This is a genomic window from Streptomyces sp. NBC_00440 (assembly GCF_036014215.1).
In the GTDB taxonomy this organism is placed as follows: Bacteria; Actinomycetota; Actinomycetes; order Streptomycetales; family Streptomycetaceae; genus Streptomyces.
The window spans coordinates 6,197,501-6,211,182 of sequence record NZ_CP107921.1 but is presented as its reverse complement, the minus strand read 5'-3'; the positions used below and the strand labels follow the sequence as shown (position 1 = coordinate 6,211,182).

At 65.6% G+C, this 13,682-nt stretch carries 4 protein-coding genes, 1 tRNA gene and 2 rRNA genes (1 of these 7 cut by a window edge); 1 reads left to right on the top strand and 6 read right to left on the bottom strand.

Translation table 11 applies throughout. The features are described from left to right. Positions 1 to 136: 136 nt before the first annotated feature. On the bottom strand, positions 137 to 817 hold the full coding sequence (locus tag OHB13_RS27925; RefSeq protein ID WP_266852393.1) for a response regulator: 681 nt from the start codon (positions 815 to 817) through the stop codon (positions 137 to 139). 255 nt (positions 818 to 1,072) lie between these two features. Continuing rightward, the gene (locus OHB13_RS27920; protein ID WP_266852394.1) at positions 1,073 to 6,559 is read right to left on the bottom strand and encodes a HAMP domain-containing protein; all 5,487 of its coding nucleotides are present in this window, start codon (positions 6,557 to 6,559) and stop codon (positions 1,073 to 1,075) included. Positions 6,560 to 6,827: 268 nt separating this feature from the next. Between OHB13_RS27920 and OHB13_RS27915 the strand changes: the two genes are divergently transcribed. Then, positions 6,828 to 9,485, top strand: coding sequence for a SpoIIE family protein phosphatase (locus tag OHB13_RS27915; RefSeq protein ID WP_328378867.1), 2,658 nt, complete (start codon positions 6,828 to 6,830; stop codon positions 9,483 to 9,485). Positions 9,486 to 9,548: 63 nt separating this feature from the next. On the opposite strand, the gene OHB13_RS27910 is transcribed toward OHB13_RS27915, so the two are convergent. The 4 genes from OHB13_RS27910 to OHB13_RS27895 form a co-directional block, all read right to left on the bottom strand. After that, positions 9,549 to 9,621, bottom strand: a tRNA-Thr gene (locus OHB13_RS27910). A gap of 95 nt (positions 9,622 to 9,716) precedes the next feature. Further along, entirely contained in the window at positions 9,717 to 10,403 is a 687-nt protein-coding gene (locus tag OHB13_RS27905) for a DegT/DnrJ/EryC1/StrS family aminotransferase (protein WP_328378866.1), read from the bottom strand. Between the two features lie 96 nt (positions 10,404 to 10,499). Next, positions 10,500 to 10,616 (bottom strand): 5S ribosomal RNA (gene rrf / locus OHB13_RS27900). A gap of 78 nt (positions 10,617 to 10,694) precedes the next feature. Then, positions 10,695 to 13,682: ribosomal RNA gene (locus tag OHB13_RS27895) — 23S ribosomal RNA — on the bottom strand; it runs 135 nt beyond the window's last position.

Below are 13,682 nucleotides of genomic sequence, written 5' to 3'. Positions count from 1 at the left end.
GGTTACCTGTGTCCGCGGCGACGGACACGTGTGCTGACCGCTTCACCCGTTCGTGTCGCCGGGGTGAACACGCCTTCTTGACGTGCCGTGACGTGTGGTGACACGCCCTCAGCAGGGGCGGTCACCGGACAGACCGTCAATTCTGCGAGGGGAGCGCGGCAGTCGGGCCGCCCGTGCCCGGTTCCAGCGCGTCCAGAGCCCTGCGGAGACCGGTGAGTTTGCGCTCCAGATGGGCGGCGGTGGCGACCGCGGCCGCGTCCGCCGACTCCTCGTCGAGCTGCTTCGAGAGCGCCTCGGCCTGCTCCTCAACTGCCGCGAGACGTGCGGACAGTTCGGCCAGCAGCCCCGCGGGCTCCTTGGTGTCGCCGACGGCCGGAGCGCTGCCGTCGAGCTGGAGGCGCAGCAGCGCCGCCTGCTCGCGCAGTTGGCAGTTCTTCATGTAGAGCTCGACGAAGACCGACACCTTCGCGCGCAGCACCCACGGGTCGAAGGGCTTCGAGATGTAGTCGACAGCCCCCGCGGCGTACCCCCGGAAGGTGTGGTGCGGCCCGTGGTTGATCGCGGTGAGGAAGATGATCGGGATGTCCCGGGTCCGCTCCCGCCGCTTGATGTGCGCGGCGGTCTCGAAACCGTCCATGCCCGGCATCTGGACATCCAGCAGAATCACTGCGAAGTCATCCGTCAGCAGCGCTTTGAGCGCTTCCTCCCCGGACGATGCCCGCACCAGTGTCTGATCGAGCGCGGAGAGAATGGCCTCCAGCGCCAGCAGATTCTCCGGCCGGTCATCGACCAGGAGGATCTTGGCCTTCTGCACCATGGCCCGTCCTCCTCGTCCCGGCAGTGCACCGGGCGCCGCCCCAGGGGACAGCTCCGTAACGCCGTCCGTCCTTGTGCCGGTCATGGTAACCGCACCCCGCCTGTCGCCACACCCTGTCACCGCTATGTCACCGCGATGTCACGGCACATGTAGCAGAAACGCGCCGGGAGACCAGAAGGTTCCCCGAATACGCCCGCCTCACACGCCTTCGGCCACAGTCAGTCAGCAACTCATGGAGATTCACTCATCAATCGATCACTCACCGCGCATCCACTGCTCCATTACTGTGAGCAAATGATCAGGATCCACAGGCTTGGTGACATAGTCGGAAGCACCGGATTCGATGGCCTTCTCCCGGTCGCCCTTCATCGCCTTCGCGGTGAGCGCGATGATCGGCAGCCCGGCGAACTGCGGCATCCTGCGGATGGCCGTCGTCGTCGCATAACCGTCCATCTCCGGCATCATGATGTCCATCAGAACGAGCGTCACGTCGTCGTGCTGCTCCAGGACTTCGATGCCCTCACGCCCGTTCTCCGCGTACAGCACCGAGAGACCGTGCTGTTCGAGGACGCTGGTGAGCGCGAAGACGTTGCGGATGTCGTCGTCGACGATCAGTACCTTCTCGCTGTTGAACTGGAAGACCCGGCGCGGCTTCGCCGTCTCCTCGGTCTCCTCCACCCACGTCTCCGGCTCCGAGGTCGCTGCCTGCACACCTGAACTGGCGGGCAGCGCGGGCCGTCCGCCGGACGACCCCAGCGACTTGCGGCGCCGCCGGCGGAACAGCTCCGCCGGACCGCCCTGGCCGTCCGTGGGCGCCATCCCGGGCGCCTGGCCCGCCTCGGCCCGCACCCCTTCGTCCGTCCCGCCGGGCGCCCGCTCCAGGCCGCCCGGGGTCAGCTGCGGGTACCCCTGGGGAGGCAGCTCGCTGGCGTGCAGCGGCAGATAGAGCGTGAACGTCGACCCGCGCCCCGGCTCGCTCGCCGCGTGGATCTCACCGCCGAGCAGCCGCGCGATCTCCCGGCTGATGGACAGACCGAGCCCCGTACCGCCGTACTTGCGGCTGGTGGTCCCGTCCGCCTGCTTGAAGGCCTCGAAGATCACCCGCATCTTGCTCGCCGCGATTCCGATCCCGGTGTCGGTGACCGAGAAGGCGATCAGATCCGCGTCGGCGTCGCGCAGCGAGCCCGCTTCGAGCAGCTGCTCACGGATGGCGTTCGGCACATTGGCGTTGGCGGGCCTGATGACCAGCTCCACCGCCCCGGTGTCGGTGAACTTCACCGCGTTGGAGAGGAGGTTCCGCAGCACCTGCAGCAGCCGCTGCTCGTCCGTGTGCAGCGTCGCGGGCAGTTCGGGCGAGACCCGTACGGAGAAGTCCAGGCCCTTCTCGGCCGTGAGCGGCCGGAAGGTGGCCTCGACGTAGTCGACGAGCTGCACCAGCGCGATACGGGTCGGGCTGACATCCATCTTGCCCGCCTCGACCTTGGACAGATCCAGAATGTCGTTGATCAGCTGGAGCAGATCCGAACCCGCACCGTGAATCGTCTCCGCGAACTCCACCTGCTTCGGGGAGAGATTCCCCTCGGCGTTGTCGGCGAGCAGCTTCGCGAGAATCAGCAGTGAATTGAGCGGTGTACGCAGCTCGTGCGACATGTTCGCCAGGAACTCGGACTTGTAGCGCATCGAGACCGCGAGCTGCTCCGCACGCTCCTCCAGGACCTGCCTGGCCTCCTCGATCTCGGTGTTCTTCACCTCGATATCGCGGTTCTGCTGGGCCAGCAGCTCGGCCTTTTCCTCCAGTTCGGCATTCGAGGCCTGAAGTGCCTTCTGCCGGTTCTCCAGTTCGGCCGAACGCTCCCGGAGCTGCTCGGTCAGCTCCTGCGACTGCTTGAGCAGCACCTCGGTCTTCGAATTGACGCTGATGGTGTTGACGCTCGTCGCGATCATTTCGGCGATCTGGTTGAGGAAGTCCTTCTGGATATGTGTGAAGGGCTGGAAGGAGGCCAGCTCGATCACCCCGAGGACATTCCCGTCGAAGAGCACCGGCAGCACGATCACATGCGCGGGCGGCGCCTCACCGAGACCGGACGAGATCTTCAGGTACCCCGGCGGCACGTTCTCCACCAGGATCGTGCGCTTCTCCTCGGCAGCCGTGCCGATGAGCGTCTCCCCCGGCCGGAACGTCGTCGGCATGGAGCCCGCGGAGTAGCCGTAACTGCCGTGCATTCGCAGCTCGTACGCGTTCTCGGCGTCCGCGCCGCTCTCCGCGGCGGACCCGGTCGGCACCGCCAGGAAGAACGCGCCGTGCTGGGCCGAGACCACCGGCGTGAGCTCGCTCATGATGAGCGACGCCACATCCACCAGTTCCCGGCGCCCCTGCATCAGACCGGAGATACGGGCGAGGTTGCCCTTCAGCCAGTCCTGCTCCTTGTTGGCGACCGTGGTGTCACGCAGGTTGGCGATCATCGTGTTGATGTTGTCCTGGAGCGCCTGGATCTCGCCGGCGGCGTCCACATCGATCTTGAGATTGAGATCGCCGCGGGTCACCGCGGTGGCCACGGCCGCGATGGCGCGCACCTGACGGGTCAGGTTCCCGGCCATCTCGTTCACCGACTCGGTCAGGTCGCGCCAGGTGCCGTCCACATCACGCACCCGCGCCTGCCCGCCCAGCTGGCCCTCGGTGCCCACCTCGCGGGCCACCCTGGTCACCTGCTCGGCGAAGCTCGACAGCTGGTCGACCATGGTGTTGATGGTGGTCTTCAGCTCCAGGATCTCGCCCTGGGCATCGATGTCGATCTTCTTCGTCAGATCGCCCTTGGCGATGGCCGTGGTGACCGTGGCGATCTGGCGCACCTGCCCGGTCAGATTGGACGCCATCGAGTTCACCGACTCGGTGAGGTCCTTCCACGTACCGGCGACTCCCGGCACCCGGGCCTGCCCGCCGAGCGAGCCGTCCGTACCCACCTCACGTGCCACCCGCGTCACTTCGTCCGCGAACGAGGACAGCGTCGTCACCATCGTGTTGACCGTGTCCGCGAGCTGCGCGACCTCGCCGCGCGCCTCCACGGTCACCTTCTTGGTCAGATCGCCGTTGGCGACCGCCGTGGCGACCTGGGAGATGTTCCGCACCTGGCTGGTCAGGTTGTTGGCCATCAGGTTCACGTTGTCGCTGAGGTCTTCCCAGATGCCGGTGACCCCGCGCACCCGTGCCTGGCCGCCGAGGATGCCCTCGGTACCCACCTCACGTGCCACCCGCGTCACCTGCTCGGCGAACGACGACAGCTGGTCGACCATCGTGTTGACGGTCGTGACCAGTTCGAGGATCTCACCCTTGGCGTCGACAGTGATCTTCTTCGACAGATCACCCTTGGCGACCGCCGTGGTCACCTCGGCGATGTTCCGCACCTGCGAGGTCAGGTTGTTCGCCATGAAGTTGACGGACTGGGTGAGATCCTTCCAGGTACCGGAGACGCCCTGGACCTCCGCCTGGCCACCCAGGATCCCCTCGGTGCCCACCTCGCGCGCGACCCGCGTCACCTGCTCCGCGAACGACGACAGCTGGTCGACCATCGTGTTCAGGGTGTTCTTGAGCTCCAGGATCTCGCCGCGCGCGTCCACGTCGATCTTCTGCGACAGGTCACCCCGGGCCACCGCGGTCGCGACCTGCGCGATGTTGCGGACCTGAGCGGTGAGGTTGCCCGCCATCCCGTTCACCGAGTCGGTCAGATCGCGCCACACCCCGGCCACACCGGGCACCTGCGCCTGACCGCCGAGCCGGCCGTCCGTACCGACCTCGCGGGCGACCCTGGTCACCTGCTCGGCGAAGGCGGACAGCTGGTCGACCATCGTGTTGATGGTGTTCTTCAGTTCAAGGATCTCTCCACGGGCGTCCACGTCGATCTTCTGCGACAGATCACCCCGGGCCACCGCGGTGGTCACCTGCGCGATCTGGCGCACCTGCGACGTGAGGTTCCCCGCCATGAAGTTGACGGAGTCGGTGAGTTCCTTCCACGTACCGCTGACGCCGTCCACCCGGGCCTGCCCGCCGAGCCGGCCCTCCGTGCCCACGTCGCGCGCCATCCGCGTCACCTGATCGGCGAACGAGGACAGCTGCGCCACCATCGTGTTGACGGTGTTCTTCAGCTCCAGCATCTCCCCGGCCACGTCCACCGTGACCTTCTGCGACAGATCACCATTCGCGACCGCGGTCGTGACCTGCGCGATGTCCCGCACCTGGCCGGTGAGGTTACGGAAGGCCGTGTTCACCGAGTCGGTGAGGTCCTTCCACGTACCCGCCGCGCCCGGTACCTCGGCCTGCCCGCCGAGGCGCCCCTCGACCCCGACCTCACGGGCCACCCGCGTCACTTCGGAACCGAAGGACTGCAACTGGTCCACCATCGTGTTGACGGTGTTCTTCAGCTCCAGCATCTCCCCGGCCACGTTCACCGTGACCTTCTGCGTCATGTCGCCGTTGGCGACCGCCGTGGTCACCTGGGCGATGTCCCGCACCTGCGTCGTGAGGTTGCGGAAGACGGTGTTGACGGAGTCGGTGAGGTCCTTCCAGGTGCCCGCGGCGCCCGGCACCTGCGCCTGGCCACCGAGCAGCCCCTCGGCGCCGACCTCGCTGGCCACCCGGGTCACTTCGTCCGCGAAGGTACGCAGCGTCTCGGTCATCTGGTTGATGGTCTCGGCGAGCTGGGCGACCTCGCCGCGCGCGCTCACCGTGACCTTCTGTGAGAGATCGCCGTTGGCGACCGCGGTGGTGACCTCCGCGATACCGCGCACCTGCGACGTCAGGTTCCCGGCCATCGTGTTCACCGAGTCGGTGAGGTCCTTCCACACGCCGGCCACACCGGGCACAGCCGCCTGACCGCCGAGCTCACCCTCCGTACCGACCTCACGCGCGACCCGTGTCACCTCGGACGAGAACGAGGACAGCTGATCGACCATCGTGTTGACGGTGTTCTTCAGCTGGAGCATCTCTCCGGCCACATGGACAGTGACCTTGCGTGACAGATCCCCCCGGGCCACAGCGGTCGTGACGAGAGCAATGTCACGCACCTGCGCGGTCAGCCGGTACGCCATGGTGTTCACCGAATCCGTGAGGCCCTTCCACGAACCGGACATACCGCGCACCTGGGCCTGACCGCCGAGCTTGCCCTCGGTACCGACCTCCAGTGCGACGCGCGTCACCTCGTCGGTGAAAGCCGACAGCTGGTCGACCAGGTTGTTGACGGTACGGGCGACCTTCAGGAACTCACCGCGCAGCGGCCGCTCCACGCCGTCCATGGCCTGCGAGCGCAGGTCCATCCGCTGTTCGAGGTCGCCCTCGGCCACGGCCGACAGCACCCTGCCGACCTCGGAGACCGGCCGTGCGAGATCGTCCACCAGCTCGTTCGACGCATCGATCGCGACGGCCCAGGAACCCTCCAGGGCCCCCGTCTCCAGCCTTTCGGTGAGCTTCCCCTCGCGGCCCACCATCCTGCGCACCCGCGCGATCTCACCCGTCAGATGGAGATTGCGGTCGGCGACCTCGTTGAAGACAGCCGCGATCTCGGCCATCGTGCCGTCGCCGGACACCGTCAGACGCCGCCGGAAGTTCCCGTCGCGCATCGCGGCCAGAGCGGTCAGCAGTCTGTCCAGGGCGGCGGTATCCACTTCAGTTGTCCCGTGGTGTCGCTTTTTTGGCGACTGTCCGCTTTTTGCGCGCGTGTTCTTGTCACGCGCCGCCGTGCCAGACTCCACCGTGTCCCTCCCGCAGGGGTTGGCCGTACTGCCCGGGCTGTAATCGAGAAGCTAGCCCAGTGTTTCACCATGGCAGGACCAGGCCATAACAGTTCGGCAGCTTTGCATACCGTCCCCGCAGACTCGGTGCGGAAACCCAGTAACCGGCATCCAAACGGACAGCGAAGGTAAGTAACCTGGCATCCGGCTGTCCAACCGTCCCGGTCCGCCCGGCGGGGGCGGAGGCACCAGCACTACCAACCGGGCAGCGAGGGGCGGGCCGACAGACATGGCAGAGCCGGGCGTCGAGACGCGTACGAGGAGTTCTGTGATCACCGCGCGGGCGGCTGCCAGTTTCGAACCGGTCGGACGGTCGGTAGCGACCGCCCGTACTTTTGTACGTGACACCCTCCAGGGGTGGGGATATTCCGACGTCGTCGACGACGCGGTCGTCCTCACCAGCGAACTGGTCACCAACGCGGTGGTCCACGCGGGCACCACCGCCGACGTGCTGTGCCTGCGGACCGCGGACGGGATCCGCGTGGAGGTCGCCGACCACTACCCGGAGCGTGAGGTCCCGCTCCAGGGCAGCGGCCAGTCCTTCGGGAGCCCGGACCGGGAGGGCGGCCGCGGACTGCTGCTCTGCGCGGCGCTCGCCTCCCGCTGGGGCGTCGACTACACGCCCACCCAGAAGCAGGTGTGGTTCCAACTCGACCTGCCGCAGCGCCCGGTGGGCGCCCGCTCGGCGGGCCCGCTGCTCCCTGTGGATCTTCTCCCCGTGGCCGACGGACGTGTCCGCGTGGCCGTGATCCAGATCGACCGGACCGGCGCCGTCTCCTCCTGGAACGAGGACGCGACGGAGCTCTTCGGCCACCCCGCCGAGCAGGTCGTCGGCAAGCAGCTCACCGATTTCGCCGCCTGGCCGCACACCCCGGGCACCAACACCGGTATCGCCGACGCCCTCCAGCTGTCCCGCTGGGAGGGCAGCTACGGCATCCGCGCCGCCGACGGCAAGGTCGCCCCCGTCTATGCCGCGCATCTGCGGGTGCGGGACGCACAGGGCGAACCGAGCACTGTCTGCCTCCTGGTCAACGACTACGAGCGCGCGGTCCTCCAGACACCGGCCCGCACCCCGCAGAACGACTCGAACTCCTTCTCCGACCACCGCACCACCGACCCGTTCGAAGTCTTCATCGGCTCCCCCGCCCCCGACGACCTCGACGGCCTCCTCCAGCGCACCGTCGAGCGCGCCCGGGACATGCTCGACGCCGACGCCGCGTTCCTGCTGCTCGCGACGGACGACGAGACGGAGCTCGAAGTACGGGCCACGACAGGGCTGCCATCCGCCCGCCAGCGCTTCGCCCGGGTCCCCGTCGAAGCGGGCACCGGACGGTACGGATCGGCGCGGATGCCGGCCGTCCATGAGGACCTGGCGGCGGTGCCCGGCGCCGTACCGCTGCTGAACGGCACGGGCATGCGCTCGGTCGTCACCGTCCCGCTCAAGGTCGAGGGCCGCCTCACCGGCTCCCTCGGCGTCTCGACGGAGGCCCCGGGCCGGTACTCCAACGAGCAGGCGCTGCGCCTCCAGTTCGCCGCCGACCGCATCGCACTCGCCGTCGAGTCGGCCCGGCTCGGCGAGCTGGAGAAGCTGCGCCGCGGCTCGCTCTCGTTCCTCGTCGAAGCGTCCGACCTGCTGGCGGGCACACTGGACCGCGACCAGACCCTGGCACTGATGGCACAGATGACCGTGCCGACGCTGGCTGCCTGGTGCGCCGTCTACACGATCGCCGACCAGTCGTCGGAGCCGTACCTCTCCTACGTCCTGCACGAGGACGAGGAGCGCATCGACGGCCTCAAGGCCCTGCTCTCCCGGATCAGCCCGCCCGAACCCGTCCCGACCCCGGGCGCCCGCAGCTGGGCCGCCCCGGGTGAGGCGGCGCACCAGGCGGCACTGACGTCATCCATGCGCAGCCTCGGCCTCGGGTCGAGCCCGGCGCTCGGTTCGGGCATCGGCACCACGCTCGCCACAGCTGCCGCGGTCGGCGGCGAGACGGTCGTCCTGCCGCTGGTCGCCCGGAACCGCGTCATCGGCATGCTCACGCTCGGCAAACCGTCCGACGACCACTTCCGCCAGGAGATCCTGGAGCTCGCCGAAGACCTCTCGCGCCGGGCGGCGCTCGCGCTCGACAACGCCCGCCTGTACTCGGAGCGCACCGCCATCAGCCAGGCCCTGCAACGCAGTCTGCTCCCGCCGGGCCTGCCGGACGTGCCCAATGTCGAGGTGGAGGTCATCTACCGGGCAGCGGGCGAGGGCAACGAGGTCGGCGGCGACTTCTACGACCTCTTCCCCATCCGGGACGGTGCCTACGGCTTCGCCATCGGCGACGTCTGCGGTACGGGCCCCGAGGCGGCCGCCGTCACCGGCCTGGCCCGCCACGCGCTGCGGCTGCTCGCCAGGGAGGGCTTCGGCGGCCCCGCTGTCCTGGAGCGGCTCAACGCCGCGATCCTCGACGAGGGCGCCCGCAGCCGCTTCCTCACGCTCCTGTACGGCGAGCTGTGGCCCCAGGAGGACGGCAGCGCCCTCCTCAAGGTCGTCTGCGCCGGGCATCCGCTCCCCCTGCGGCTGCGGCAGGACGGCACGGTGGAGCCCGCGGCGGAACCGCAGCCGCTGCTCGGCGTGATGGAGGACCTGGAACTCTACGAGCAGAGCGTGACCCTCGAACCGGGCGACGTACTGCTCTGCGTCACGGACGGCGTCACGGAGCGCCGCGAGGGCACCCGGATGCTCGGCGACGACGGCCTGGCCGACGTGCTGAGCACCTGCACCGGTCTGACGGCGGGCGCGGTGGCCGGCCGCATCCTGCGCGCGGTCGAGCGGTTCGCCGCCGAACCGGCGTCGGACGACATGGCGATCCTGGCCATGCGCGTGCCCGAGCCGCCCAAGTAGCGCGGACAGGCAGGCAGATACGCGAAAGGCCCCCGCCAACCGGCGGGGGCCTTTCGGTGTGAGAGCCCCAATACGGAATCGAACCGTAGACCTTCTCCTTACCATGGAGACGCTCTACCGACTGAGCTATTGGGGCGCAGCAACGAGATAGATCATACCCGAAACCGACGGTGCTTCCCGCCACCACGCCCTCTCCGCTCCGCCGTCCTGCGCCCGGTCCAAGCCGCCTGCTCAGAAAGCCGGTTGGAGCAGGCCACCGAGCGCGTTGCAGGAGGAGACCATGCGCTGGAGCTCACGCCGGCGCAGCGAACCGTGCAGGGGAAGCGCGAGGGTCTCGTCGGCAGCCCGCTCGGTCTCGGGCAGCCGCACATCACGGCGGAAGGCCGGCATACGGTGGACGGGCGTCGTGACCGGCACCTCGCACCCCACACCCCTGCGCCGCAAGGCCTGGGCGAACGCGTCACGGTCGGGGCGCCCGTTGCCCGGCACACGCACGACGTAACGCTGGTACGTGTGCGCCGCGTTCGGCGCCGGTGTCCGCACCCCGGTCAGCCGGTCACCCAAGTACGCCGCGTAGGAACGGCGCTGCTCGACTTCGTCCGCGGCGAAGGTCTCCCCGACGGCCTCCCCGGGCCCGACGACCAGGAGCCCGTGAATACGCCCGAGTTCACTGATCCGCGCCAGGTCCGGCGGGTGCCCGAAGGCAGAGACAGCAACCACTGCGGTGGTACGTGAGGTGAGTACGGCTGCGACCGCGTCCGGGTCGAGGCAGTAGCTCTCGGGATCTATGTCGGCGAAGACAGGCCTGGCCCCGGCCATCACCACGGCCGCGGCCGCTTCGGCGTCACCGAACGCCGGCACGACGACCTCGTCGCCGACCCGGACGCCTGCGGACTTCAGGAACCTCGCGGTACTCATGACTGCATGCTGCTTGCCGCACGTGAACACCAAGTAACAGGGCATAAAAAAACGTCGGCCCCTGAACCGAAGTTCAGGGGCCGACGTTGAAAGATTGTTCGGCGGCGTCCTACTCTCCCACAGGGTCCCCCCTGCAGTACCATCGGCGCTGAAAGGCTTAGCTTCCGGGTTCGGAATGTAACCGGGCGTTTCCCTAACGCAATGACCACCGAAACACTATGAAATTAACCAACACCGGATACAACACGGTCGTTCGTTATTTCAGAACTAACACAGTGGACGCGAGCAACTGAGGACAAGCCCTCGGCCTATTAGTACCAGTCAGCTCCACCCGTTACCGGGCTTCCACATCTGGCCTATCAACCCAGTCGTCTACTGGGAGCCTTAACCCCTCAAAGGGGGTGGGAATACTCATCTCGAAGCAGGCTTCCCGCTTAGATGCTTTCAGCGGTTATCCTTTCCGAACGTAGCCAACCAGCCATGCCCTTGGCAGGACAACTGGCACACCAGAGGTTCGTCCGTCCCGGTCCTCTCGTACTAGGGACAGCCCTTCTCAATATTCCTACGCGCGCAGAGGATAGGGACCGAACTGTCTCACGACGTTCTAAACCCAGCTCGCGTACCGCTTTAATGGGCGAACAGCCCAACCCTTGGGACCGACTCCAGCCCCAGGATGCGACGAGCCGACATCGAGGTGCCAAACCATCCCGTCGATATGGACTCTTGGGGAAGATCAGCCTGTTATCCCCGGGGTACCTTTTATCCGTTGAGCGACAGCGCTTCCACAAGCCACTGCCGGATCACTAGTCCCGACTTTCGTCCCTGCTCGACCCGTCGGTCTCACAGTCAAGCTCCCTTGTGCACTTACACTCAACACCTGATTGCCAACCAGGCTGAGGGAACCTTTGGGCGCCTCCGTTACTCTTTAGGAGGCAACCGCCCCAGTTAAACTACCCATCAGACACTGTCCCTGATCCGGATCACGGACCGAGGTTAGACATCCAGCACGACCAGAGTGGTATTTCAACGACGACTCCACAACCACTGGCGTGGCCGCTTCAAAGTCTCCCACCTATCCTACACAAGCCGAACCGAACACCAATATCAAACTGTAGTAAAGGTCCCGGGGTCTTTCCGTCCTTCTGCGCGAAACGAGCATCTTTACTCGTAGTGCAATTTCACCGGGCCTATGGTTGAGACAGTCGAGAAGTCGTTACGCCATTCGTGCAGGTCGGAACTTACCCGACAAGGAATTTCGCTACCTTAGGATGGTTATAGTTACCACCGCCGTTTACTGGCGCTTAAGTTCTCAGCTTCGCAACCCCGAAAGGTCACTAACCGGTCCCCTTAACGTTCCAGCACCGGGCAGGCGTCAGTCCGTATACATCGCCTTACGGCTTCGCACGGACCTGTGTTTTTAGTAAACAGTCGCTTCTCGCTGGTCTCTGCGGCCACCCCCAGCTCATGGAGTAAATCCAATCACCAGGAATGGCCCCCTTCTCCCGAAGTTACGGGGGCATTTTGCCGAGTTCCTTAACCATAGTTCACCCGAACGCCTCGGTATTCTCTACCTGACCACCTGAGTCGGTTTAGGGTACGGGCCGCCATGAAACTCGCTAGAGGCTTTTCTCGACAGCATAGGATCATCCACTTCACCACAATCGGCTCGGCATCAGGTCTCACCCACATGTCATCCGGATTTACCTGGATAACGGGCTACACCCTTACCCCGGGACAACCACCGCCCGGGCTGGACTACCTTCCTGCGTCACCCCATCGCTTACCTACTACCACCTTGGTTCAGCGGCTCCACCACTCCCCTTTCCCCGAAGGGTCCAGGACGGCTTCACGGCCTTAGCATTAATGGGCTCAGTATTGGGCGTTTCAAAGCGGGTACCGGAATATCAACCGGTTGTCCATCGACTACGCCTGTCGGCCTCGCCTTAGGTCCCGACTTACCCTGGGCAGATCAGCTTGACCCAGGAACCCTTAGTCAATCGGCGCACACGTTTCTCACGTGTGTATCGCTACTCATGCCTGCATTCTCACTCGTGAACCGTCCACAACTCGCTTCCGCGGCTGCTTCACCCGGCACACGACGCTCCCCTACCCATCCCAGCCCCCGTTGGGGGTATGTGCTGGAATGACACGACTTCGGCGGTACGCTTGAGCCCCGCTACATTGTCGGCGCGGAATCACTTGACCAGTGAGCTATTACGCACTCTTTCAAGGATGGCTGCTTCTAAGCCAACCTCCTGGTTGTCTCTGCGACTCCACATCCTTTTCCACTTAGCGTACGCTTAGGGGCCTTAGTCGATGCTCTGGGCTGTTTCCCTCTCGACCATGGAGCTTATCCCCCACAGTCTCACTGCCGCGCTCTCACTTACCGGCATTCGGAGTTTGGCTAAGGTCAGTAACCCGGTAGGGCCCATCGCCTATCCAGTGCTCTACCTCCGGCAAGAAACACACGACGCTGCACCTAAATGCATTTCGGGGAGAACCAGCTATCACGGAGTTTGATTGGCCTTTCACCCCTAACCACAGGTCATCCCCCAGGTTTTCAACCCTGGTGGGTTCGGTCCTCCACGACCTCTTACAGCCGCTTCAACCTGCCCATGGCTAGATCACTCCGCTTCGGGTCTAGAGCGTGCAACTCAAACGCCCTATTAGGACTCGCTTTCGCTACGGCTTCCCCACACGGGTTAACCTCGCTACACACCGCTAACTCGCAGGCTCATTCTTCAAAAGGCACGCAGTCACGACTGACAGTACAAGTACTGCCAGCGACGCTCCCACGGCTTGTAGGCACACGGTTTCAGGTACTATTTCACTCCGCTCCCGCGGTACTTTTCACCATTCCCTCACGGTACTATCCGCTATCGGTCACCAGGGAATATTTAGGCTTAGCGGGTGGTCCCGCCAGATTCACACGGGATTTCTCGGGCCCCGTGCTACTTGGGAGTCACACAAGCAAGCCGTTGATGTTTCAGCTACGGGGGTCTTACCCTCTACGCCGGACCTTTCGCATGTCCTTCGCCTACACCAACGGTTTCTGACTTGCCCAACAGCCGGCAGACTATTGAAGTGCAATCCCACAACCCCGCATGCGCAACCCCTGCCGGGTATCACACACATACGGTTTGGCCTCATCCGGTTTCGCTCGCCACTACTCCCGGAATCACGGTTGTTTTCTCTTCCTGAGGGTACTGAGATGTTTCACTTCCCCTCGTTCCCTCCACATGCCCTATGTGTTCAGGCATGGGTGACAGCCCATGACGA